Source organism: Microtetraspora malaysiensis (genome assembly GCF_050947145.1).
GTDB classification, from domain to species: domain Bacteria; phylum Actinomycetota; class Actinomycetes; order Streptosporangiales; family Streptosporangiaceae; genus Microtetraspora_A; species Microtetraspora_A malaysiensis.
Map to the genome: position 1 here is coordinate 5543881 of NZ_CP191998.1, position 23133 is coordinate 5567013.

Below are 23133 nucleotides of genomic sequence, written 5' to 3' on the forward strand. Positions count from 1 at the left end.
GACAGCGGACCGTTTAGCGCACATGATGCCGAAACGACCGCCGATCCGACATCCTGCCCCTTAACGCACTCGCATCGCCCTGCGGCCAACGCCACGAAGGAAGTGCCGACGTGAACGCCAACCCGCTCCTTACCTGGATCGACGAGCCATCGACGCGGCAGGGCATCAGGTTCCGGCAGGACGGCGCGTGGGAGCGGTGGACGTACGCCGACCTCGCCGGGTTCGCCGGCAAGATCGCCGGGGGGCTGGCGGCGGCGGGCGTCCGGCACGACGAGCGGGTCGTCATCATCGAGCGCACCGGGCCCGACTTCGTCGCCACGCTGTACGGCGTCATGCTCGCCGGGGCGATCCCCTGCCCGGTCGCGCCGCCGTACCTCTTCCAGAACGCCGACCTGTACGTGCGGCATCTGCGGGCGATCATCGACGTGGCCCGCCCGGCCCTGGTGGTCACCGCGGCCAACCTGGTGGAGCGGCTGGAGTTCGACGGCCCCGTGCACACCGCGGCCGAACTCGCCGCCGCGGGGGGCCGCGCCGACGGCCCGCCGGCCGGCGCGGCGCTGCTGCAGTTCACCTCCGGGTCGAGCGGGCGGGTCAAAGGCGTGCGGGTGCCGGTCGCGGCCCTGGCAGCCAACGTCGCGGCCATCAGCACCTGGCTGGAGATGGACGAAGGTGACGCGACCGCCTCGTGGCTGCCGGTGCACCACGACATGGGGCTGATCGGCTGCCTGTTCACCCCCGTCAGCCGGCAGCGCGACCTGTGGCTGCTGGAACCGGCCGAGTTCATCCGCGACCCGGCGAGCTACCTGGCCTGCTTCGGCGAGCACGGCGCCACGATGACCGCGATGCCGCCGTTCGGGCTGGAGTACATCGTGCGCCGCCTGTCGGCGCTGCCCCTGACCGGGATGGACTTCTCCCGCTGGCGCGCCCTGATCGTCGGCGCCGAGCGCATCGACGTCGACGTGCTCGACCGGTTCACCGCGCTGCTGGCCCCCGCCGGGTTCGATCGGCGCGCCCTGCTGCCCGCCTACGGGCTGGCCGAGGCGACGCTGGCCGTCACCGGACTGGCCCTGCGCGAGGAGCCGACCTCGCTCCCCATCGTGCCGCAGGAGGTACGGCTGGGCAGCCCGGTGGCGGACGGAGGCGACACCGTGCGGCCGGTGGTCGGCTGCGGGCGCGCCCTGGACGGCGTGCGGGTCGCCGTCGTCGACGAGGACGGCGTGGAGCTGCCGGAGCGGCACGTGGGGCAGATCGTGGTGCGCGGCGCCTCGCTCACCGAGGGCTACGTCCGCGACGGCGCGGCCACCGGACGCGCCGACGACAGCCCGGCGGGCCTCACCGAATGGCACGAGGGCGCGCTGCACACCGGCGACGCGGGGTTCCTGGACGGCGGGCAGCTCTTCGTCATCGGCCGTCTCGGCGACGCCATGAAGGTCCGCGGTCGCACGCTGTTCGCCGAGGACGTCGAGAGCGCCCTGGTCGACGTGGGCGTGCCGCGGCTGCGCCTGACCGTCCTGCTCGGCTCCTCCGCCGGCGGCGCGACCGGCGTGGTCCTGCTGGAGCGGCCCACGCCCGAATGGGCCGCCGCGGCGGAGGCGACGCTGCGGCGGATGACCGAGCACGCCACCACCGTGGTGCTGGACGTGCCGCGCCGCTCGATCGCGCGCACGACCAGCGGTAAGCCCAAGCGCCGCGAGATGTGGGCGGCCTACGTCACGGGCAAGCTGGACGCGCGCGAGATCCTTCCCCCGGCCGGTCCCGGCCAGGGAGAGGTCACGACGGGGTGACCCGGAGCGGCACGCTGAGGTAGGAGCGGAAGTTCGGGGTGTGCCGCCGTACGGCCTGGCCGCCCGGCTCCATGGCGGTGAAGCGCCGCGCGACGAAGGTGAAGGCGGACACCGCCTCCGCCCGGGCCAGCGCCGCGCCGAGGCACTGGTGGATGCCGCCGCCACCGAAGCTCAGGTGCGGGTTGGGGTGGCGGGTCACATCCAGCTCAGCCGGTCGCGCGAAACGGGTCTCATCGTGGTTGGCCGAGCCGAGCTGCAGCACCAGCACCCGGCCCGGCTTGACCACCCGCCCGCCGATCTCGACCGGCCGGTGCACCAGCCTGCTCTTCACCTGTACGGGCGCGTCGAACCGCAGCAGCTCCTCGACCGCCCTGGGCACCACACCGGTGTCGGCGCGCAGGATCGCGAGCTGGTCGGGGCGGGCCGCGAGCGCCGCGCAGCCGTTCGACAGCAGGTCGGTCGTCGTCGCGAACCCGGCGAACAGCAGGAACACCACGTTGTCGATGAGCGTCCGCCGGTCGGCGGTGGCCGGATCGACCTCGCGCAACCGGGAGATCAGGTCCTCGCCCGGCCCCTTGCGCTCCGCCTCGAACAGCCCGGCCACCAGCTCCCGCATCCACACCAGCGCCTCGACGGTCTCGGCCCGCTCCGGCTCGGCCAGGTAGGTGGCGAACGCCTGCGACAGCGTCCTGGCCCGCGGACGCACCTCGTCGATGTCGGCCAGGTCCAGGCCCACGAACTCGGCCAGCACCCGGATCGGCAGCTTGTCCGCCAGGTCCGTCACCGCGTCGAAGCGCCCCTCCCGCACCGCGGGCGCCAGCAGCTCCGCCACCATCGCGTCGATGCGCTCGCGCCGCCGCCGTACGGCGGGGGTGGTGAACTCGCGGCCCAGCAGCCGGCGCAGCACCGTGTGCGCCGGGGGATCGCGGTTGAGCATGACCCGGCCGAAGAAGTCGGCCAGCGGCCCCTCGCCGAGCGCGATCCGGTGGTAGTCCCGATCGAACTCCGCGCCGAGCCGGTCGTCGCCGACCAGCCCGGCCACGTCGGCGTAGCGGGTCACCACCCACTGCGCGGGCCCGCCGCGGCACAGCGGCCCGGCCGCGCGCAGCCGCCGGTAGACGGGGTAGGGGTCCTCCAGGGCCGCCAGCTCCACCGCGTCGTACTTCGGCGGCAGGGTGAGGCTCATATCGTGCCCTCCTCCGGCTCCAGCGTGTCGGCGGCGGCGTCGAACACCCGCAGCCCGGTGACCGCGTCGCTGTCGCGCAGCCGCCGTTCCGCCCAGGCCGGGTCGAGCACGTCGGCCGCGAAGTGCAGACCGGGGCCGATCGCGCCGTCCAGGACGGCCTGGGCCGTCAGCGCCGCCATCGCCCCGGTCAGCTCGCTCGACCCCGTCCCCGACACGACCACGGTCGGCATCGAGGACTCGCCGCGCACCTGGAAGGCCAGCCGCTGGTAGCGGGCGCGGCCGAAGGCGTCGAGCTCGCTGGCCCTGACCACGGCCGCGGCGTCCACCGCGCCGCCGACCAGCGTCTCCCGCAGCCTGCTGCCCGGGAAGACCGAGTAGCACACCAGCTCTGCCAGCCCGAGCCGGCGCGCGAGCCGTTCCATCTCGGCGCTCAGGTACGGCACGCCGCTGGCAGGCCCGGAGAAGAACGGCACCTCGCCCTCCAGGACGGGGACACCGGCGCGCTCCACCCGGGCGCCGCCCCGCCACACGGCGAACGTGCGGCCGGCCGACCTGCTCACCGCGGCCAGGTAGTCGGCCGCGGCGGCGATCGTGAAGAGGTCCTGCCCGCCGGTGTAACAGACCAGGCGTGCGCCCGGCTCGGTGACCAGCAGCCGCGGCAGCAGAGCGCTCAGACCCGGCAGCATCCCGGCCGACAGCACCACCGGCCGCGCATAGGCGCCGCCCGCCAGCAGCTCGTGCAGCGGCTCGTCGCCGTCCGGGTCGAGGTAGGGGATCCCGGCCCGCGCCGCCGCGGCGGCCACCGGCGCCCGCTTCTCCGGCGGCGAGCCGGTGCAGTTGACGACCAGCTTCAGCGTCGAGCACCACCGCTCGAGCGCGTCGGCGTCGTCGGCGTCGAGCACGACCTGCGCCCGCGCCCGATCCCGGCCCGCGACCAGCACCGGCCCCAGCCCCCAGGCCCGCAACTGCGCCACCGCGGCGCGGCCGACCGACCCGTACCCGCCCAGGACCCCGATCGCGCTCACGGTCCGTCTCGCAACTGCGCGGCCAACGCCATCACCGACGGCCCTTCCAGCAGAACACGCAGCAGCGTGTTGAACGACAGGGGTTTGGCCTCCGGAATCTGCTCGATCAGCAGCCCCGCCGCCTGCGAAGCCAGCAGCGAGTCGCCGCCGAGCTCGTAGAAACCGGGCGAGCGGCCCACCGCGGGCAGGTTGAGCACCTGGCACAGCAGGGCCGCGATCCGCCGTTCGAGGTCGTCCGCCGGTTCGTCGGCCGAGGACCCGGCGGCCGCGGCCGTCTTGGGCACCAGGGCGCGCAGCCGGTCCCGGTCGACCTTCCCGGTGGCGGCCACCGGCAGCCGGTCCAGGATCTGCACCAGGCTGGGCACCATCGCGGGCGGCAGGCGGTCGGCTGTGGCCTCGGTGACGTGCTGGGGCCGCAGCGGCACCCGATCGGTCTTGACCTGGCAGCCGTAGACGTACAGCCCGATCTCGGTGAAGGGGTCCTGCTCGGCGGGGAAGGCGAACACCAGGTCCTCGCCGAGCACCCGCAGCCAGTCCCGGTGCGCCACGAACGACTGGTCGCGGCCCCGGCGCATGTCGGCGAAGTCCTCGCCCTGGCCGAGCAGGAGCTCCATCGAGGTCATGATCTGGTAGTGGTCGCGCGTCATCTCCGCGAACAGCAACCAGCCCCCGGGCGCCAGCAGCTCGCGCACCGCCGCGACGCTCTCCCCCACGTGCCTGGTGGCGTGGAAGACGTCGCCGAGGACGATCACGTCGAAGGAGTTGGGCGAGAACCCCTGGGCGCGGAAGTCGGCGTTGATGTCCAGGATCGCGTAGCGCACCCAGGGATAATCGCCGAAGGTCTCCTTGGCCCGGTTGAGGAAGAACTGCGACAGGTCGGTGAAGGTGTACTCGACGTCGTACTCGGCCAGCGCCGGGATGACGTCCATGCTGGTGCCGCCGACCCCGGCGCCGATCTCCAGCACCCGCAGCGGCTTGGCCGTCGCCGCGGCGACGGCGGTGACCGCCGAGGTGAGGACCGTGTTGGCCCACCGGTTGAACAGCGTCACGTTGTACAGCGACTCGCCGATGTCGATCCGGCCCTCGGGGAACAGCAGCTGCACGGCCTCGGTGGTGCCGGCCCGCAGGACCTCGGGCAGGTTCTCGGTGGAGGCCTTGAAGTAGTCGTGCACCTTGGCCGAGCCGGGGTCGAGCCGCATGACCAGCTCGTCCACCTCGCGCCAGCCGGCCGCGATGGCGGCCGGTTCGACCTGCAGCGCCGCGCGGTAGCGGTCCTCCCCCTCCGCGATCAGCAGCCCGTGGCCGGTGAGCACCCGGACCCAGCGCCGCACCACGCGGTGGTGGCGGGACGGCGCCTGCGTCCCGGCGACGATCTCCTCCATCGTGTGCGTCCGCCCCGGTTCGCGGAACAGGCCGTCGCGCTGGAAGGCGTGCAGCATGCACAGCAGCGCCAGCTCGTCCAGCCGCCGCAGGTAGCCGACGTACTCCCGCCGGTCCACGCCGCCGTCGTTGGCCTCGGCGGTGGCGGCGGCCGTCTCGGTCACCGTGGGCGCGAGCTCGCGCGCGGGCGGCTGGGAGGCGGGCTGGACGAACGCGACCAGCCGCCGGTCAGCGGCCTCGTCCACGATCACGGCGGCGTTGCCGACCTGCGGGTCGGCGACCAGCGCGGCCTCGACCTCGGCCAGCTCGATCCGGTGGCCGCGGATCTTGACCTGGCTGTCTTGGCGGCCCAGGAACTCGATGTTGCCGTCCGGCAGGTAGCGGCCCAGGTCTCCGGTGCGGTAGAGGCGATCGCCCGTGCGGGGGTGCTCGACGAAGCGCTCGGCCGTGCGCTCCGGGTCGAGGTAGCCCTCGGCGACGCCCGCGCCGCCGATGTAGATCTCGCCGGGCACGCCGTCCGGGCAGGACTGCCCGCGCCGGTCCAGCACGTGCATCTGCTGGTTGGACAGCGGCTTGCCGTACGGGATGCTGCGCCAGCCCTCCTCCACCTCGCCGATCGGGTAGCAGATCGACCAGATCGACCCTTCGGTGGCGCCGCCGAGGCTGATCAGTTCGAGGCCGGGCACGAAGCGGCGGATCCGCTCCGGCAGGCTCACCGGGATCCAGTCGCCGGACAGCAGCGCCAGCCGCAGCGAGGACAGGCCGGCGTCGGAGGCGGACAGGAGGTCGGCCATCATCTGCAGGTGCGCCGGCACCGAGTTCCACAGCGTCACCCGGTGCCGGGCGATCAGGTCCGCCCAGTGCGAGGGCAGGCCCCGCCGGCTGTGGTCGGGCACGACCAGGCAGCCGCCGACGGCCAGCGGGCCGAACAGGTCGTAGACCGACAGGTCGAAGCCGAGGTTGGCCAGGGCGAGCACGCGGTCGTCCGGGCCGACGGCGAAACGACGGTTGATGTCCTCCACCGTGTTCAGCGCGCTGCGGTGGCTGATCCGCACGCCCTTCGGCGACCCGGTGGAGCCGGAGGTGTAGACGATGTAGGCCAGGTCGGGGACGGGCCCGGCCAGCGCCCGGTCGCAGAACGCCGCCAGGTCGGGCACCGCCGCGCCCTCGTGCTCCTGGCCGGCGCGCGGATCGGCGACGGCGAGCACGGTGAGCCCGTCCGGCCATGACGTGGCCTCGCGCAGGTGCTCCTGGGTCACCACGGTGGTGACGCCGGCGTCGGCCAGCATCCGGTCGCGTCGCGCCGCGGGCTGGTTGGTGTCGATCGGCAGGTACGACGCGCCCGCGAGCAGCACGCCGAGCACGGCGATGAGCTGCTCGGGGCCGCGGTCGGAGACCACGGCCACCGGCGTGCCCCGGCCCGCGCCCCGCTCACCCAGCTCGACGGCCAGGCGCACCGCTCGGTCAAGGACCCCGCCGTAGCTCAGGCTCCCCCACGAACCGGCGACGGCGGGCCGGTCGGGGGTGCGCAGCGCCTGCCGTACGACGGGCTCGTGCAGCAGCCGGTGGGCGGGCAGGCCGGGTACGGCCGTCGCGTTGGCCGCGCGGCGGCGCTCCTGCTGCGCCGGTGGGAGCGGCAGCAGGACCGGCCGGTCCCACAGCTCCTCGCGGTCGGCCAGGCCGTGCAGCAGGTGCTCGAACGCCCCGAACATCTCCTCCACCAGCCCGTCGGGGAAGATCCCCTCGCGGACATCCCAGTTGACGAGCAGGGCGTCGCCCGCCACCAGCGTCTGGCAGTCGAGCCACACCTGCGGGGTCTGGGTCAGGCCGCGCACCAGCGTGGCGTCCCGCCAGAACTCCGACTCCCCGTCCAGGGCGATGGCGCTGGTGTAGACGATCGGCATCAGCGCCTCGGACCGGCCGCGCCGCGCGCCGAGCTCGCGCAGCACCTCCACGCCCGAGCAGGCCAGGTGGTCCAGGTCCAACCACAGCCGGGCCTGCAGCGCGCGTGCCATCTCGGTGAAGGTGTCGGCGGCACCCGGCCGTACCTCCAGCAGGTCCACCGAGGAGAAGTCGCCGACGAGCTGGCTCACCCGCTCGTGCACCGGTAGCCGGTTGAGCAGGGTGACGGCGAGGGTGAAGCCGTCCTGCGAGGTCCAGCGGCTGATCGTCTCCGCGTAGGCGGCCAGCACGACGCCGGAGGGCGTCAGCCCGCGCCCGGCCGCCAGCTCGCGCAGGCGCCGCCAGCGCTCGGGGTCCAGCCGGGTCTGCCATCGGTCGAAGCGGGCGTGACCGTGCTTGCGCACGTCGGCGCGGACCGGCAGCTTGGGCGCCGGCGGCAGGTCGTCGATCCTGGCCCACCAGTAGTCGCGTGCGCGCCGGTAGCCGCGCCGGTCCGTCAGGCGGAGCTGCGCGGCCAGGTAGTCGCGGAAGGTCAGCTCGGGCGCCGGCAGCGCCTCGTCCGGCGCGTGGTAAAGCCGGTGCAGTTCGTCCAACAGGAGCTGGACGCTCATGAAGTCGGCGATCAGCAGGTCGAAGGACAGGTGCAGCACCGAGCGTTCCGCCGTCAGCGACAGCCTGACGTCGAACATCGGCCATCGGCCCGGCTCGTAGGAGCGGCCGCACAGCTCCTCGCGGACCGCCGTCACCTTCTCCGCCGCCCGGTCCTGAGGTTCGCCGCGCAGGTCGGCGACCGGCAGCTCGAAGGCGGGCACCTCCGGCAGGACCTGCTGGAACCCGCGCTCGTCCACCACCGCGCGCAGCATCGGGTGCCGCTCGATGAGCTGCCGCCAGGCTTCCCGCAGCCGCCGTGGGTCGGCCTCGGTGAGGTCGGCTTCGAGGTAGACCTGGCAGCCCACCCCGCCGTAGTCAAGGCCGTCGCTGCGTCCCAGCAGGTAGGCGGTCTGCATGTCGGTGAGCGGGAAAGGCTCGCCCGCGTGCTCGGGGTCGGGCTCCAGCAGGCCGGGGCCGACGTCCTCGCTCAGATACTCCAGCAGCGCGGCGCGGTGCCGGCGCAGCTCGTCCCGGTCCTGTTCGGTCAGCACGCCGCGCGGCGCGCGAAAGCGGAGCTGACCGTCTTCCGCCCAGAGCTGGACGCCCACCGCTTCCAGCCGGTCGACCAGTCCGGCGGGGTGCGCTTCTGACCTGATCTCGCTCACACCCCTGCCTCCTCGCGTGTCCGCAGCGCACTGTAGAACGCGCCCTCGCCGGTGTTCGAGTGAAGAATTCGCGCAGTCGGTCGTGGTGTCGGCATGGCTCAGCCGTCCGTCTCGCGGTCCACGAACAGCAGGCGCAGCTCGGCGGTGTAGTGCTCGCCCGCCGCGTCGGCCAGCCACGACTGCTCCGGCCCCGGCAGCATCTCGGTGAAGGTCACCGAGGCGTCGCCGCCGCTCTCGGCGGCGGCGCGCAGCACCCTGGCCAGGCTGGCCACCTGCACCTCGCTGCGGAAGTCGACATACACCGGTTTGCTCTCCGAGCTGACCGAGGCGAACACGATCTCCGGCAGCTCACGGTCCCGCCGCCAGCGCCTGGCGGCCCGGAAATGCTCCGGGTCGCTGCGCACGGAGATCCAGTCCAGGTCGGCGACGCGGAACGACCAGGTCTCGCGGAACACCACTGTGGTGTCGACGACGACCCGCGGCGTGTGGTCGTAGCCGCGCACGATCTGCTTGAACACGTCCATGAACTCATACATCAGCCAGGTGCCGTGCACGTCGGCGATGTCGAACCAGGTGTCGCCGCCGCTCAACCCGGTGACCAGCCGGTCGCCGTCGCGGTGGACCTCCAGCCCGCACAGCGGCAGGAGCCGCTCGGTGCCGCGGGTCGGGAACGGCGAGACGCACAGCCACCAGTCGCGGTCGTTGTTGACCCACGGGTAGATCCGCGCGGCCACCCGCGGGAAGTCCTTGACCGGGCTGAGCATCACCCGGTCGTCCGGGATGACCGTGGCCAGCATGGCCCGCAGTTCGTCCTGGTCGGGGTGGCTCCAGGCGAAGACCGGCGTCTCGAATGGGCAGTAGCCGACGTGGAGCTCGCCCACCACGGGCTGGAACTCGCCCCGCGAGAACGCCTCCGGGCCGCGGGCGGCGATGAGCAGGTCCACGCTGTGGGTCCAGGCGAACCCCCAGTCGGGGACCCGGCCGGGGAAGGCCTCCTCGACCTTTTCGCGCAGCTCGTCGCTGGTGAAGCTCATCTGGCGCGCCGTGGTGTCCAGGCCGAGGATGGCGCGCCAGCGCGCCACGAACTCGCGCGCCAGATGGTCCACCGGCCGGTCACCCGGCGTGAACAGCTTGTCCGCGCTGGCGAACACCAGGTCGGACAGGCCGGCGCTGTCCACCCCCAGCGTGTCGAACGCGTCGGAGAAAACCGCGCGCACCCTCCGCGACGCCTCGCCCATGAACCAGCGGGCGCTCAGCAGCAGCAGCGCCAGCGGCTCGGCGCAGGACTCGAGCACCTGGGGGCCGAAGGACAGCTCGACGTCCCTGGCGCACTCGAGGTAGGTCAGCCGCCGCCCGCCGTAGGTCTGGCCGGGGCGCCGCATCGGGTCGACGCCGGTCAGCGCCGTGAACTCCCGTTCCAGGCTGTGGTGCAGGCTGATCAGGTCGTCGACGTCGCGGTAGCCGGCCAGCATGTCCCGCGCCCGTTCGAGCCGGTCGAGCTTGTCTGTCGCCTGCTTACGGGCGTCCACGTCGCCGATGGCCTCCAGGCGGGCGCGTAGCTCGCGCTCGGCGTTGTGGATCAGCGGCGGCTCCAGGTCCCACAGCAGCAGCCCCATGGTGGCGAGCTGCTCCAGCTCGGCGTAGACCTCCCCGGGGGCGGCGCCGTACTCGGCGGCTATCGCCCGCGCCGGGCGCTCGCCGTCGACCAGGGCCATCAGCCGGGCCTGCGCCGGGGACAGCGTGAGCGGCCCCGCCATGGTCCTGGCGTTGGCGCCCGAGACGTGGACGGTGGGGTGGCGGCGGGGCGCCACCCACGGACGCACCTCGGGGTCGGCGGCGAGGGTCGCCGCCAGCACGTCGATCGCCCAGGGTTCGAGGAACAGCTCGCCGTGGCCGACCGTGGCCTTGCCCGGCCGCATGCGCAGCGTCTCGCCGCCGGTGCGCAGGCTGAACCAGTTCACCGGGCCGAAGAAACCGATCGTCTCGTTCTTCGCGCAGTAGCGCGCCCAGTAGTTGGCCACCAGCCGCTGCCGCTTGCGCAGCCGGTGGTTGTGCGGGGCGTCGCGGCCCAGCCTCGCGAGCTTGACGATCATCGGTTCGACGATGTCGGGGTTCTGCCAGGTCATGGCTTCCTGGAAGTCGCCGCGGCGGGCGATCCGGCGCAGCAGCTCGGCCTGCCGCTCGTCGGCGCGGGCCACCACCTCCGCCTGCGGGTTTTCGCCCGCCTGCAGGGCGCGGTCCACGGCGGCCGCGTACTCGGCGTCGCCCAGCTCCAGCAGGCCGCCGATGGGGAACCCGGCGCTGCGGAGGATCCCCTGCGACCACACCGCGAACCTCTCGGGCAGCGGGATGAACGTGCCTGACTGCAGGGATGAGGACGGCGGGCGGGGGGCGTGCAGGCGGGCGTACCGTCCGGCGGCGCCGGCGACGTCCGCCGCCGCGCCGGAGGTCACGACAGTCTCGTACTCATCGATCACCTGGACTCCAGTCCTCATCGGCGGGTGGTGCCGTCGGCGCGCCGCGTGACAGGGCGGCGCGGGCGGCCGGTTCAGGGTGCGGCACGGCGGATCAGCGTCACGCCGGCGCGGATGGTCAGCATCACCTGGACCAGGTCGTCCCGGCCCGCCACGTACGCGTTGAAGGCGTGCACGGCCGCCGCCTCCGCCGGATCCGGAGTGATGGCGAAGTGCAGCACGTTGTCGACCACGACGAAGCCGTGCTCGCCCAGCAGCGGCAGCACGTCGTCGAGGAAGTGGATGTAGGAGGGCCGGTCCGCGTCGATGAAGACCAGGTCGAAAGGCCCCCGGAGGGTGGGCAGGGTGTCCAGCGCCGGCCCTTCGCGCACCTCGATGCGGTCCGCGTACGGCGAGGCCGCGATGTGGCCGCGGGCGATCTCCGCGATGCCCGTGTCGGCCTCCAGGGTCACGATGCGGCAGTCGGCGGGCATGGCCTCGGCCATGCTGAGCGCGGAGTATCCGGTGAACGTGCCGATCTCCAGGACGCGCCGCGGGCGGACCATCGCGACCAGCATCGCCAGCAGGGCGCCCTCGACCGCGCCCGTCATCATCTCGGGCCGTTCCATCGTCGCCCTGGTGGTGGCGGCCACCTGCGCCAGCAGCGGCGACGGCGTGCTCGTGTGCTCCTCGGCGTACAACTCGACCTTGGGTCGGACGATCATGGGTCTCGCCTCTTGCTCAGCCTGATATCTGGAGGTCGGCGCGGATCGCCCACAGGTCGGGGTAGAACCTGCCGGTCCAGCGGTGCTCCAGATACGTCAGCCCGGACGTGCCCCCGGTGCCGGGGGCGTTCCCGATCTGCCGCGCGACGGCCATTGCGTGCCGCTGCCGCCAGGTGCAGAACGCCTGGTCGTGGTCGACCAGCGCCTCGCAGACCGCGGCCAGCGGGCCCGCCTGCCAGTAGATGTCCAGGAGGCTGCGGGCCCGCTGGGCGGCGGCCTTGTCGGTGTCTTCGGTGGGCATCTCGTAGCCGTCGCGCTGGGCATGCAGGCACAGCGCCGTCCACAGGTCCTCGGCCGGGTGGCCGGCTGGTGCCGTACCGCCGGGCGGCGGGCACGAAAGCCGCTCGATGACGGCGAACTGCCGCGACTCGGCGGCCGAGGCGGTGCCCAGGGCGGGCCGCAGCGCGCCGAAACCGCCCGGAGGAAGCCGGTCGATCAGTACGAACTGGTCGATCAGCAGCCGCTCCACCTCGTGCACGCGGCTCAGCCTGCGCACGGCCGCGCCCGCGTCGTCGGCGTCCAGCGCGTCCAGCGCGCCCCCGAGATCCTCGATGATCAGCTTGAACCACAGCTCGCTGACCTGATGCACCACGATGAACGGCAGTTCGGTCGCGAGGTGCCCGGTCCTGGGCCGCTGCAAACTGAGCAACTGGTCGAGTTCCAGGTACTCGTGGTATCCGGCCACCGTCAGGACGCCTCGACATCCGTGCTGCGCATCCCGGTGAGGCTCATGAACACCGTCTCGAGCGACGGCTTGATCACGTTCACGGCCTCCAACCGGCCACCGGTCGCCATCACCTGATCGATCGCCGCGGCCACGTCATCGCCGTCGACCACCTCGACCTTCCCGTCCACGGTCAGCTCGATCCTGCCGCCGCCGTGCTCGCCGATCAGGTCATCGACGTTCCCGGCCGCGATGACCTCCCCGTGGTTGATCATCACGATCGAGTCGCACGTGGTCTCGACCTCCTGCAGCTGGTGGCTGGACAGCAGCACCGCCACCCCCGCCGCGCGCCGCCGCGCCACCGCGGCCAGCAGCGTTTCGCGGGCGCCCACGTCGAGCGCGGCCGTCGGCTCGTCGAGCAGTAGCAGCTCAGGCGTCGCCACCAGGGCGGCGGCGACATGGACCAGCCGCTGCTGCCCGATCGACAGGTCCTTGGGCAGCTTGCCGAGGAGCGGGCCGAGCTCAAGCTCCTCGGTCAGCTCCGCCAGCACCCGCTCCGCGTCGGCGACGCCGGACAGCTCGCTGAAGAAGGTCAGGTTCATTTTGACGGGCAGTCCCGGGTACAGCTCGATCTCCTGGGCGGCGATCGCCACCGGCGACTTCCCCGGCGTGGAGCTCGGCGCGATACTCACCTCTCCGGAATCCGGTTTCAGCAGCCCGGCGATGCACCGCACCGCGGTCGTCTTGCCCGCGCCGTTGGGCCCGATCAGGCCGACCACCGAGCCCGGCACCACGTCGAGATCGAGGCCGTGGAGCGCGACCACACCGCCGTAGACCTTCCGGAGCCCGCGAATCCGCGCGGCCGGCCGGGACGAGCCCAGGGCAGCCGCTCCGGATTCATCGTCAACGCTCATACGATCCTCCCGGCCAGTAGTTAGGGGCAGACCTCACGCGCCCGCACATCCTGTCATTTCTCGGACACGCGAAGAACTGGCCAACTGCGGCAGACCCACAGTCGGCACCCAGCAGTCGACACCACGACCGACTCCGCAGTCACGCGGCGATCTCCGCCGTCCCGTCCCTGCTTCCTCCGCGGCCACGTTCCGCCGCGATGCCCGCCCAAGGGGTGTCCAACGGCCTGGCGACCGCGCGAACGGCATCGCTGTCGGCGGGCATTCCGCGCGTGGTAGGTGTCGCCTATGTCGAATCTAGAGCGGCAAACCGCGGTCGAACGGACGGGCGACGGAACGTACCGAGCCGACGTCGTCGAAGACTGGAAGATGTGGGTTCCGATCGGTGGATACCTGACCTCGATCGCACTTCGCGCTGCTCAGGCGCACGCGCCGAGCACGATGGCCCGGCCGGTCAGCGTGTCGTGCCACTATCTGAACGAGGCGAAGGTCGGCCCGGCCGACCTCGAGGTGACCACGCTACGCAGCACCGATCGGGCGGGCTCGTACCTGGTGCGGATGAACCAGGATGGCCAGGACATTCTCGCCGCGCTGGTATCGGCAGCACCCACCGGCGAGCTCAGCCCCACCCTCAACTGGCAGGAAGCCCCCGAGTCCTCCCGGCCGGACGAGCTCGAAACCACGATCCTCGACGACGACGTGCTCGCGCTGATGGGCGACGAGCCGTTCTGGAAGATGCTCGAGTTCCGCATGGTCAAGGGACTGATGGGCTCCCACAACTACCCGGGCGTCGAGAACCTCACCACGGAGGAGATGAAGTACACCCCGCGGCGTGACGCGCACATCCGCGGCTGGCAGCGGATGCCCTGCGGCGAAGGCCACAAGGACCCGTGGGTCGACGCCTGCCGTTCCGTCATCATCACCGCCGCGATGCAGTTCGCGACGGTCGCCGACCCCTTCACCCCGCCGCTGCAGTTCATCGCGCCGACGATGAACCTCACCGTCGACTTCCACACCTTCCACCCCGAGGAGCAGTGGCTGCTCGCCGACGCCGTCGGCAGCCACGTCGGCGACGGCATCCTCGGTGCGGAGACCAGGCTGTGGACGCAGAGCGGCGACTTCGTGGCCACCGCCAACTCCAAGATGACCTACCACGACTTCTCCGACCCCAGGACCATGGAGCGCCTCGGGAAGTCGTGGTTCCAGCTGACGGAGAGCTGACGGAGAACTGACGGAACCGGCAGAGGGATAGCCGATGCGTAAGGGATCTGAGTATCTGGCGGCGATCGCGGACGGGCGCGAGGTCTACGTGGACGGCGACCGCGTCCGCGACGTCGCCGGGCACCCGGCGTTCGCGCCGATCGCGCGGACGATGTCGGAGCTTTACGACATCGCCGCCGATCCGGCGAACGGCATGACCGCGTACGCCAGGGAGATCGACGGACCAGCCAACCTCGTGTACTCGATCCCGCAGACCCACGAGCAGCTTGTCGTGCGGCGCAAGGCTATCGAGACCTGGGCGCGGCACACCCACGGCTGGGTGGGCCGCGGCCCTGATCACGTCGGGTCGTTCCTGGCCGGCTTCGCCGCCCACCCGGAGGCGTTCCGGTCAGAGACCCACGACTTCTCGCACAACGTCACCGCGTACTACGACCGGCTGCTGAGCGACAGCCTCTACGTCTCCTACGCCATCATCCCGCCGCAGGTCTCACGCATCACGACCGCGCACGCCTGGGAGGGTGACCTGATCCAGGTCGGCGTGGCGGAGGAGCGCGGCGACGGGATCGTGGTGCGCGGTGCCCAGATGCTCGCGACCGGCGCCGCGGTCTCGGACGAGATCTTCGTGTCGTGCATCAAGCCGCTGACGCCGGAGGACCGCGATTTCGCGCTCGGCTTCGTCGTCCCGGTCGCGACACCCGGCCTCAAGCTGTACTGCCGGCGCCCCTACGCGCCCGCGGCGACCAGCCACTACGACTACCCGCTCAGCAGCCGCTACGACGAGACCGACGCGCTGGTCGTGTTCGCCGACGTGTTCGTCCCGTGGGAGCGGATCTTCGTCTATCGCGACGTGGAGGGGCTGCGTCGCCAGTTCTTCGACACCGGCGCGCACATCCTGGGCAACTCGCAGGCGCAGATCAGGTTCGTGGCGAAGCTGCGCTTCCTGGCGGGGGTCGCCCGCAAGGTCGCGCAGACGACCCACATCGACCGGATCCCCAGCGTGCAGGAGAAGCTGGGCGAGCTCGCCGCGCTCGTGTCCCTCGTGGAGTCGGCCGTGCTCGCCGCCGAGTACACCGCCGCACCGGACGAGGCGGGCATGTGGCGGCCGACTCCCCGCTCGCTCTACGGCGCGATCGCCCTGCAGGCCGAGCTGTACCCGCGGGTGCTCGCCATCCTGCGCGAGTTGACGGGCGGCGGCGTGCTGCAGCTCCCCTCCTCGGTCGCCGAACTGCGCAACCCCGTCACCCGGCCCGACATGGACCGCTACGTCCAGTCGCCCGGCGTGCCGGCCGAGGAGCGGGTGAAGCTGTTCAAGCTCGCCTGGGATGCGATCGGCAGCGAGTTCGCCGGGCGGCACCATCAGTACGAGATGTTCTACGCGGGCGCGCCGCATGTGGCCAAGGGGTATGCGTACCGCAACTTCGGGTACGAGGAGACGCTGGCCGAGGTGGACGCGTTCCTCGCCTCCTACGGCCTCGACGACGTCTGGTGACGCGGCCCCGGCACCCTCACCTTGAAGGTGCCGCGGGCTGAGGCCGGCCGATCGGAGACCTCCGGTGCCTGTTTCATCAGGTCCGGAGGTCTTGCCGTGCTGACGAGCCCCTGCGCGACGGGCGCGGCGACGGCCCGCGCGTCACCTCTCGGCCACGCCACCGTTCTCCTGACCACGCCCTCCGCACTCCGGCTGCGGCTACCGGATCCGTCTCCAGTGCTCCGGCCTTCAGGCCGGAGTAGAAGCGGACTCTCCCGCGTAGCGGGGCAGGAAAAGCCGATTCGCCGTCAAGGCGGATCGGCGCTTTGGCGGATCAGACGGGGCGGTCTTGCTGCTCGATGTACTGGCGCAGGGCACTGATCGGTGCTCCGCCCATGCTTCCGGCGAAGTAGGAGCCCGACCATAGCTTGTTCGCCCGGTAGTAGTGCCGGGCCAGCTCGGGCATGCAGGACGAAAACGCAGTGCCTGCCAGTTCTGATATCTCCATACTCGGCCATAAACCCAACGGTACGATCGCGGCGTGCAGCTCAGGTACAACGTTCGCCTCTACCCGACGCCGGGCCAGCGTGCCGTGCTGGCACGGGCGTTTGGGTGCGCGCGGGTGGTGTTCAACGACGGGCTGCGCGCACGACAGGAAGCCCACGACGCCGGGTTGTCATACATCTGCGACAGTGACCTGTCCAAGTGGGTCATCACCGAGGCGAAGACGACCCCGCAGCGCGCCTGGCTGGGCGATGTCTCAGCCGTGGTGTTACAGCAGGCGCTCGCAGACCTGAACACCGCCTACCGGAACTTCTTCGCCTCGGTCACCGGCAAGCGGAAGGGACCGAAAGTGGCCCCGCCCCGCTTCCGGTCCAAGAGGGACAACCGGCAGGCGATCCGCTTCACGAAGAACGCCCGCTTCTCCATCACCGCGGGCGGGAAACTGCGCCTGCCGAAGATCGGCGACGTCGATGTGCGCTGGTCCCGATCCCTGCCCACCCAGCCGTCGTCGGTCACGGTGACCAAAGACAGCGCGGGACGGTACTTCGCCTCGTTCGTGGTCGAGGTCGCCGAGCAACCCCTGCCGCCGGTCGAACCGGAAGCCGGGATCGACCTGGGCCTGTCCGCCTTCGCCACCCTGTCGGACGGGCGGAAGATCGACGCCCCGCGGTTCCTGCGCCGGGCGGAGAAGAAACTCAAGAAGCTTCAGCGGGAGCTGTCCCGCAAGGAGAAAGGGTCGAACAACCGGGCCAAGGCCCGGCAGGCGGTTGCCCGCCAGCACGCGAAGGTCACTGATGCGCGCCGTGAGTTCCACCACCAGCTCTCCACACGACTGATCCGCGACAACCAAGCGATCTACGTGGAGGACCTGGCCGTGGCGGGGCTGGCGCGTACCCGGTTGGCCAAGAGCGTGCACGACGCGGGCTGGTCGCAGTTCGTGACCATGCTGGAGTACAAGGCCCGCCTGTACGGGCGGACCTTCCACCGGATCAACCGGTGGTTCCCCTCCTCGAAGCTGTGCTCACAGTGCGGGACCGTCGCCGCCACGATGCCGTTGAACATCCGGTCATGGACCTGCCCGTGTGGGGCGGCCCATGACCGGGACGTGAACGCCGCGAAGAACATCCTGGCCGCCGGACGGGCGGACAGGCTAAACGCGTGTGGAGGGCAGGTAAGACCACCCCACCAGGTGGCACAGCCCGATGAAACAGGTAGCCGCAGAGGTGCCGCGTGAGCGCGCGGCACGGGCTGAATCCTCGGCCTTCAGGCCGGGGAGCGCGTCAAGCCCGGATCTCCTTGCACAGCAGGCTGCTGAAGCCGGAGGCGATCAGCGTGCCCGTCGAGCTCCACAGCCGGCTCTGCCCCGAGACCAGGCCGTCCTTGGCGAAGTCGGCCATGCCGTCGACCAGCAGCCATTCGGAGTCGGGCTGCGCCTGGTGGAACTGGATGGACAGGTCGATGGTCGGCGCGAAGTAGCTCATCTCGTACGGGCGCCCCTTGCTGCCCGCGGCCCAGGTGTTGAGGTCGAGGAGGATGACGGCGCGGGCGGCGTCGACGAAGGGGTCCTCGAAGGTCGCCTGGGGCAGGAAGCGCCACCAGGCCGACCAGCGGGCTTCGGCGGCGGCCTGGTCGGTCCCGCCGGGGTGCTGCCACTCGAAGGGCTTCCACTCGATGTTGTGGAAGATCGGCATGGGCGGCTCGATGCCGGGGCCCATCAGGTCGATGATCGACAGGAGCTGCTCGTGGCCCGGCAGGTCGGGGCGGCGCACGTGGTCGTGGGTGACGCCGGCCAGGTCGGTGGCCACCATCCAGACCAGCGTCTCGCAGATGGGCCGGTCTTCCTGGGTCATCCGGACCCGGATGGACTCGGCCCGCTGGGTGGCGCGCAGCGTGGTGACCTCGATGTCGACGTGGCCGTGCCTGGCGGTGGACAGGAAGTGGGTGGACATCGAGGCAAGCCGCGGCTGCGTGCTGTGGGCCTGGACGGCGCGCAGCCCGAGGGCCGCGACGTAGCCGCCGTTGGGGCCCCAGAAATCCCACTCGCCGGACAGGACAGCCTCATAGTGGCCGTCGGCCCCTTTGACGATGGTGTCGTCGGCGAGGTTTCCCATCTGCTGTCCTTCCCGGTGGAGGTCGGCCGGGTGTCGGGTCCGGCCCGTGGGGTTCAGGCGAAGAAGGTCTTGCGCTGCTCATGCTTGTAGAAGACGCCCGACAGCACGAAGCAGACGGCGGCCATCCCGAACAGGACGGCGATGGGGCCGAGGACGTCGTTCAGGCTGCCGCCTTCGCCGATCGCGGCGTAGAAGCCCTTGAAGGACCAGTAGACCGGGGAGACGGGGGCGATGGCCTGGAGCCAGCCGGGGAAGGTCTCGATGGGCGCCAGCGCGCCCGCGCCGCCGACCAGCAGCAGCGCGCCGACGCTCACCAGGGTGTTGAGCTGGGCGATGCTGGTGCAGACCACGGCCAGCAGCAGGCCGATGCCGAGCTCGACGGAGACCAGGGCGACGGAGACCAGGGCGACGCCGAGGACGCTGCCGCGGATCTGCAGCCCGAACGCCGCCCAGCTCAGCGGGAACAGCAGGAGGTACTGGGCCAGGAACACCATCGCGAGCGGCGTGAGCTTGCCGAAGATGACGGCGATCGGCCGGGCCCGGCTGACGCGCAGCCGGTCCCAGGTCATCCAGCCGTGGTCGCGGAAGAAGGCGAGGCCGATGGCCGACAGCCCGAAGAAGCCGAACAGCGCGGCGACGCCGGGGACCGCCCGCGCCGCGCCGCCGACGATGCCGTTGGCGAAGAACGCCAGCAGCAGGCCGGGGATGACGATGAGGATCACCACGATCCAGGGCTGGGTTCGCATGAGGCGCGCCTCGTGGCGCGCGATCGTGAGCGCTCGCGATTTCATGATCTCCTCAACGGCCGGCTCTTGAGTTCTCGCGGGGTCGTGAATGCGCCTGTCGTACAGCCGGGCTGCTCCACCATGGCCGCTGGCCCCGGTGGAGCACAACCGCGCACAACAGCGGCGGCGGGGCGCGCGAGTGAGGAATGCCCTCAGTCAGACGCGCCGGTCGGGTTCGGCTTCGCCGAGGCTGGCGGCGATGTCGGCGATCCGGCTGGCTCGGTAAAGTTCGCGCAGCGGCAGCCGCAGGCCGAGGTCCTTCCTGATCCGGCCGATCAGCCGGCCGGCGAGCAGCGAGTGGCCGCCGAGGGCGAAGAAGTCATCGGCGGGCCCGACCTGGTCGACGCCGAGCAGTTCCGCGACGACGGCGGCCAGGTAGCGCTCGTGCTCCGACAGCTCAGGCGGGGCGGGCTCCGGCGCGGCGGAGTGGCGTGGGGGCTCGGGCAGGGCGTTGCGGTCGATCTTCCCGTTGGGGGTCAGCGGGATGGCCGGTATCTCCACGATCGCGGCGGGCGCCAGGTAGTCGGGCACCTTGCCGGCCAGATACGCGCGTAACCGCTGGGGGTCGAAGCTGTCGGCGACGACGTAGGCGACCAGGTGCTTGCCCAGGTGCTCGTCGTCCCTGGCGACCACGACGGCCTGCCGTACGTCGGCGTGGCGGGCCAGGACCGACTCGACCTCGCCCGGCTCGACCCGGAAGCCGCGGATCTTGACCTGGTCGTCGGCGCGCCCGTGGAACATGAGCTGCCCGTCCTCGGCGACGGAGGCCAGATCGCCGGTGCGGTAGAGCCGTTCGCCGGGCTCGAAGGGGCTGGGGATGAACCGCTGCGCGGTGAGGGCGGGCCGGCGCAGGTAGCCGCGGGCGACACCGGGGCCGCCGACGTGGATCTCGCCGATCTCACCGTCGCCGACCGGGCGCAGGTCGTCGTCGAGCAGGTGGACGACGGTGTCGGTGAACGGCCTGCCGATCGGGACTCCGGCTCCGTCGTACGGCTCGCTGATGGTGGCGCCGACGGTCGTCTCGGTGGGGCCGTAGCCGTTGAGCAGGCGGCGCCCGCGCGACCAGCGTTTGGCGATCGCCTCGGTGCAGGAGTCGCCGGTGGAGACGATGGTCGCGCCGGGAAGCACGGAGTCGTCGAGGGCGGCCAGCACCGCGGGCGGGAGGGTGGCGTGGGTGATCCCGCCCTCGCGCAGCAGGTCGTGCAACCGCGAGTCGGGGACGGATCGGTCGCCCTGGGTGGGGGCGAGCACCAGCGTGCCGCCGGAGAACAGGGCGGCGGAGTAGTCCCAGAAGGCCGCGTCGAAGCTGATCGAGGCCCACTGCAGGACCCTGCTGCCCGGCCCGACCCGCAGCGTGCGGCGCTGGGTGCCGGCCAGCGCGGCCACGCCGCGGCCGGTGACGACGACGCCCTTGGGGGTGCCGGTGGAGCCGGAGGTGTAGATCACGTACATCGCGTGGGCGGGCCGCGCGGGCGTGGCCCGCTCGGCATCGGTGAGGCTGTCGCCGCTCAGCTCGGCCAGGCTCGCCGCGGTCTGCGGGCGGTCGAGTTCGAGGCTGGTGATCTCGCCGGCGGCCTCGCGCAGGAGCCGGCTGCCCTCGGCGGTGGTGACGGCCAGCGCCGGCCGCGCGTCGCGGATCATGAACGCGAGGCGTTCGCGGGGGTAGGTCAGGTCCAGCGGCAGGTAGGCGGCGCCGGACTTGAGTACGGCCAGCAGCGCGATGACGCAGTCCAGCGAGCGCCCAAGCGCGATGGCGACGAGGTCTTCGGCGCCGACGCCCTCGGCGACCAGCCGCCGGGCCAGCCGGTTGGCGCGGGCGTCGAGCTCGCGGTAGGTCAGCGAGACGCCGCCGTCCTCCACGGCCGGGTGGGCCGGGTAGCGGTGCACGCACTGCTCGAACAGGGCCGCGGCGGTGGTCTGCGCGTACTGTCGCGGTGGGTCGGCCCTCATGACTGCGTCTGGCTTCGGCTGCGCATCTCGCCGGCGATGCTGAGCCAGGCGGCGGCGAAGGAGCAGGCGAGGTCGGCGATGAGCTCCGAGCAGTGTTCGGGGGCGTTGTCGGTCAGGAACTCCTCCCCCCTCTCCGTTTGCTGGCACTGGGAGCTGAGCCAGCGCAGCATGGCGCGCCCCTTGTCGGTCAGGCGGACCGCGGGGTCCTTGCTGAGCTTCTGCAGGATGTCGGTGCGGCAGTCGAAGGACTGCAGGCTCTTGATCCGCTCTTGGAGCTTGTGCTCGGGGGTGAGCCGGTCGTCGGGGTTGCCGGGGCGGCGGCGCGCGGGCACGGGGTCATCCCCCCTGTTCAGCCGGTCGCGCACGTCGCGGACGGTGCTCGGGGAGATGCCGGCCTTGCGCGCGATCTCCCGCGAGGAGGAGTCGGGGTAGAGGGCGATCAGCTCGCTGGCGTAGCGGCGGCCGTCGACGGTGTTGAGCGGGCGGACCCGCCCGTCCCGGCCGACCCGTTCGCGTACCTCGGCGGCGGTGCCGGGGGTGTCACGGCGGATGGCCCCCACGGTCTTGGCCGACAGTCCGGCCGCCTCGGCGATGGCGCGGTCGGACCAGCGGGGGTAGAGCCGGACGATCCGCGCCGCTGCGGCTTTGCGGTCGGCCAGGGACAACGGCAGGCCGTGCTGGATGTTGGACTTGACCGCCATCACGAAGGCGCCGGCGTCGTCGCAGTCGTGGAGGATGGCCTGGATCGTGTCATCGCCGCGCAGCATCGCGGCCTTGAGCCGGTGCATGCCGTCGATGACGCGCATCGTGGTGCGGTGGACGATGATCGGCGGTAGGTCGTCCACCTCCGCGAGTGAGTAAATATGCTCCACATCTTCACCGTGAAGCCGCGGAGAGTCGGCCGGCAGCACGCTCTCGATCGGCAGGCTTACATGGTGACCAGATGACGGCGTCGGCAGGTGGACTGTAACGAGCATAGGGTCGGTACGGTCGAGCTTGTCAGGTCCTGCCACCCTCTCCCCCTGATTCAAAGCAGAATGTGTTGTACACCTGGCGTTCACTACGGGTCAGCGCGAGGGAGATGCGCCTCAGTGGCCACAATCACCCCGAGCACGGCGAGCATCTCACACCCGCCAGGTTCGTCAAGATATTAGCGACGAATGGCATATAGGCCACGACAGCCCGTCTTACCGAATGCCGCCGAGTAAACGATTTCCGTTCACCTGATAGTTGCCGCGAATCCTCCCACCGATCTCCCTCAGAACGCGCTGACCAGGGGAAACGACCATGTCCCGACTGGATAGGCAGTCAAATACGTCGTCGCCGACAGTTTGTCAAGGGCGATCTGTGATGGTTATCAAAGGCGATTTCATCGCGGCTTAGGAACCAGACTCGCTCACCATGAAGGAATTCCCCCCGAGGCCATCGGGAGATTTTCTCGCATATTGAGACGGAGGGCGACCGGAAGACTTGTTTCGATACCGACGATCGCGCGTAAATCCGGGACGCCCGCACGCAAGGCCCGCTCGGATTTCAAGATGGCCAATCGGGTTTCGTGCCGATGAGGCCGAGTCGAGTGACGAGACATCACGATTCGCCGCAATGCCACGCAATCTCACACAATGCCGTGCAATGCCACTCAGGATCACGCAAACCCCAAATGGAGCGGGCGGGGCAAGGGCTGGCAGAACCTGACAGAGGACTGGCAGAACCTGACAACAGCCCGCCCGGCCGGCGGCGCCGTACCA

15 protein-coding genes and 1 pseudogene are annotated in these 23133 nt (G+C 71.3%); 4 read left to right on the plus strand and 12 right to left on the minus strand.

Annotated features, from left to right (window positions below; all coding sequences use genetic code 11):
- Window positions 1-110: 110 nt before the first annotated feature.
- Window positions 111-1784, plus strand: coding sequence for an AMP-binding protein (locus tag ACQP1V_RS26245; RefSeq protein ID WP_433412627.1), 1674 nt, complete (start codon window positions 111-113; stop codon window positions 1782-1784).
- Here the strand turns inward: ACQP1V_RS26245 and ACQP1V_RS26250 are convergent.
- The 7 genes from ACQP1V_RS26250 to ACQP1V_RS26280 all read right to left on the minus strand — a co-directional run bounded on the left by ACQP1V_RS26250 (window position 1771) and on the right by ACQP1V_RS26280 (window position 13349).
- Window positions 1771-2970 (minus strand): cytochrome P450, encoded by a 1200-nt coding sequence (locus ACQP1V_RS26250; RefSeq protein ID WP_387411802.1) that lies wholly within the window; start codon window positions 2968-2970, stop codon window positions 1771-1773. The two genes, ACQP1V_RS26245 and ACQP1V_RS26250, sit on opposite strands and share 14 nt — an antisense overlap.
- A complete protein-coding gene (locus ACQP1V_RS26255; protein ID WP_433412630.1) occupies window positions 2967-3995 on the minus strand; it encodes a saccharopine dehydrogenase NADP-binding domain-containing protein in 1029 nt (342 codons plus the stop codon). The genes ACQP1V_RS26250 and ACQP1V_RS26255 overlap by 4 nt, the downstream gene beginning before the upstream one ends.
- Window positions 3992-8533 carry an amino acid adenylation domain-containing protein gene (locus tag ACQP1V_RS26260; RefSeq protein ID WP_433412632.1) on the minus strand — a complete coding sequence of 1514 codons (4542 nt, stop codon included), beginning with the start codon at window positions 8531-8533 and terminating at the stop codon, window positions 3992-3994. The genes ACQP1V_RS26255 and ACQP1V_RS26260 overlap by 4 nt, the downstream gene beginning before the upstream one ends.
- 98 nt (window positions 8534-8631) lie before the next feature.
- The gene (locus ACQP1V_RS26265; protein ID WP_433412634.1) at window positions 8632-11028 is read right to left on the minus strand and encodes a lantibiotic dehydratase; all 2397 of its coding nucleotides are present in this window, start codon (window positions 11026-11028) and stop codon (window positions 8632-8634) included.
- Window positions 11029-11081: 53 nt separating this feature from the next.
- Window positions 11082-11711, minus strand: a complete 630-nt coding sequence (locus ACQP1V_RS26270) for an O-methyltransferase (protein ID WP_433412636.1) — start codon at window positions 11709-11711, stop codon at window positions 11082-11084.
- A 16-nt stretch (window positions 11712-11727) separates the two neighbouring features.
- Window positions 11728-12456: a tryptophan 2,3-dioxygenase family protein gene (locus ACQP1V_RS26275; protein WP_433412638.1), complete on the minus strand. Its 729-nt coding sequence runs from the start codon at window positions 12454-12456 to the stop codon at window positions 11728-11730.
- Between the two features lie 2 nt (window positions 12457-12458).
- Window positions 12459-13349 carry an ABC transporter ATP-binding protein gene (locus ACQP1V_RS26280; protein WP_433412640.1) on the minus strand — a complete coding sequence of 297 codons (891 nt, stop codon included), beginning with the start codon at window positions 13347-13349 and terminating at the stop codon, window positions 12459-12461.
- 285 nt (window positions 13350-13634) lie between these two features.
- Between ACQP1V_RS26280 and ACQP1V_RS26285 the strand changes: the two genes are divergently transcribed.
- Together ACQP1V_RS26285 and ACQP1V_RS26290 are read left to right on the plus strand one after the other, a co-directional pair.
- Complete coding sequence (locus ACQP1V_RS26285; protein ID WP_433412642.1) at window positions 13635-14567, plus strand: thioesterase family protein; 933 nt, start codon at window positions 13635-13637, stop codon at window positions 14565-14567.
- 34 nt (window positions 14568-14601) lie between these two features.
- A complete protein-coding gene (locus ACQP1V_RS26290; RefSeq protein WP_433412644.1) occupies window positions 14602-16056 on the plus strand; it encodes a 4-hydroxyphenylacetate 3-hydroxylase family protein in 1455 nt (484 codons plus the stop codon).
- A 313-nt stretch (window positions 16057-16369) separates the two neighbouring features.
- On the opposite strand, the pseudogene ACQP1V_RS26295 reads toward ACQP1V_RS26290, so the two are convergent.
- A pseudogene (locus ACQP1V_RS26295) lies at window positions 16370-16498 on the minus strand (transposase); the annotation flags it as partial.
- 78 nt (window positions 16499-16576) lie between these two features.
- Here ACQP1V_RS26295 and ACQP1V_RS26300 point away from each other — a divergent pair.
- Window positions 16577-17773: an RNA-guided endonuclease InsQ/TnpB family protein gene (locus tag ACQP1V_RS26300; protein ID WP_433412646.1), complete on the plus strand. Its 1197-nt coding sequence runs from the start codon at window positions 16577-16579 to the stop codon at window positions 17771-17773.
- A gap of 46 nt (window positions 17774-17819) precedes the next feature.
- On the opposite strand, the gene ACQP1V_RS26305 is transcribed toward ACQP1V_RS26300, so the two are convergent.
- From ACQP1V_RS26305 to ACQP1V_RS26320, 4 genes are all read right to left on the minus strand, one after another.
- The gene (locus ACQP1V_RS26305; RefSeq protein WP_433412648.1) at window positions 17820-18650 is read right to left on the minus strand and encodes a thioesterase family protein; all 831 of its coding nucleotides are present in this window, start codon (window positions 18648-18650) and stop codon (window positions 17820-17822) included.
- A gap of 53 nt (window positions 18651-18703) precedes the next feature.
- On the minus strand, window positions 18704-19441 hold the full coding sequence (locus tag ACQP1V_RS26310; protein WP_387411819.1) for an ABC transporter permease: 738 nt from the start codon (window positions 19439-19441) through the stop codon (window positions 18704-18706).
- Window positions 19442-19591: 150 nt separating this feature from the next.
- A complete protein-coding gene (locus ACQP1V_RS26315; protein WP_433412650.1) occupies window positions 19592-21385 on the minus strand; it encodes a non-ribosomal peptide synthetase in 1794 nt (597 codons plus the stop codon).
- Complete coding sequence (locus tag ACQP1V_RS26320; protein ID WP_387411822.1) at window positions 21382-22257, minus strand: ParB/RepB/Spo0J family partition protein; 876 nt, start codon at window positions 22255-22257, stop codon at window positions 21382-21384. The genes ACQP1V_RS26315 and ACQP1V_RS26320 overlap by 4 nt, the downstream gene beginning before the upstream one ends.
- Between the last annotated feature and the right edge of the window lie 876 nt (window positions 22258-23133).

Coding starts and splice junctions, on each gene's coding strand:
- ACQP1V_RS26280 (WP_433412640.1), bottom strand. CDS start 13,349: ATGAGCGTTGACGATGAATCCGGAGCGGCTGCCCTGGGCTCGTCCCGG.
- ACQP1V_RS26250 (WP_387411802.1), bottom strand. CDS start 2,970: ATGAGCCTCACCCTGCCGCCGAAGTACGACGCGGTGGAGCTGGCGGCC.
- ACQP1V_RS26305 (WP_433412648.1), bottom strand. CDS start 18,650: ATGGGAAACCTCGCCGACGACACCATCGTCAAAGGGGCCGACGGCCAC.
- ACQP1V_RS26265 (WP_433412634.1), bottom strand. CDS start 11,028: ATGAGGACTGGAGTCCAGGTGATCGATGAGTACGAGACTGTCGTGACC.
- ACQP1V_RS26285 (WP_433412642.1), top strand. CDS start 13,635: ATGTCGAATCTAGAGCGGCAAACCGCGGTCGAACGGACGGGCGACGGA.
- ACQP1V_RS26310 (WP_387411819.1), bottom strand. CDS start 19,441: ATGAAATCGCGAGCGCTCACGATCGCGCGCCACGAGGCGCGCCTCATG.
- ACQP1V_RS26290 (WP_433412644.1), top strand. CDS start 14,602: ATGCGTAAGGGATCTGAGTATCTGGCGGCGATCGCGGACGGGCGCGAG.
- ACQP1V_RS26270 (WP_433412636.1), bottom strand. CDS start 11,711: ATGATCGTCCGACCCAAGGTCGAGTTGTACGCCGAGGAGCACACGAGC.
- ACQP1V_RS26315 (WP_433412650.1), bottom strand. CDS start 21,385: ATGAGGGCCGACCCACCGCGACAGTACGCGCAGACCACCGCCGCGGCC.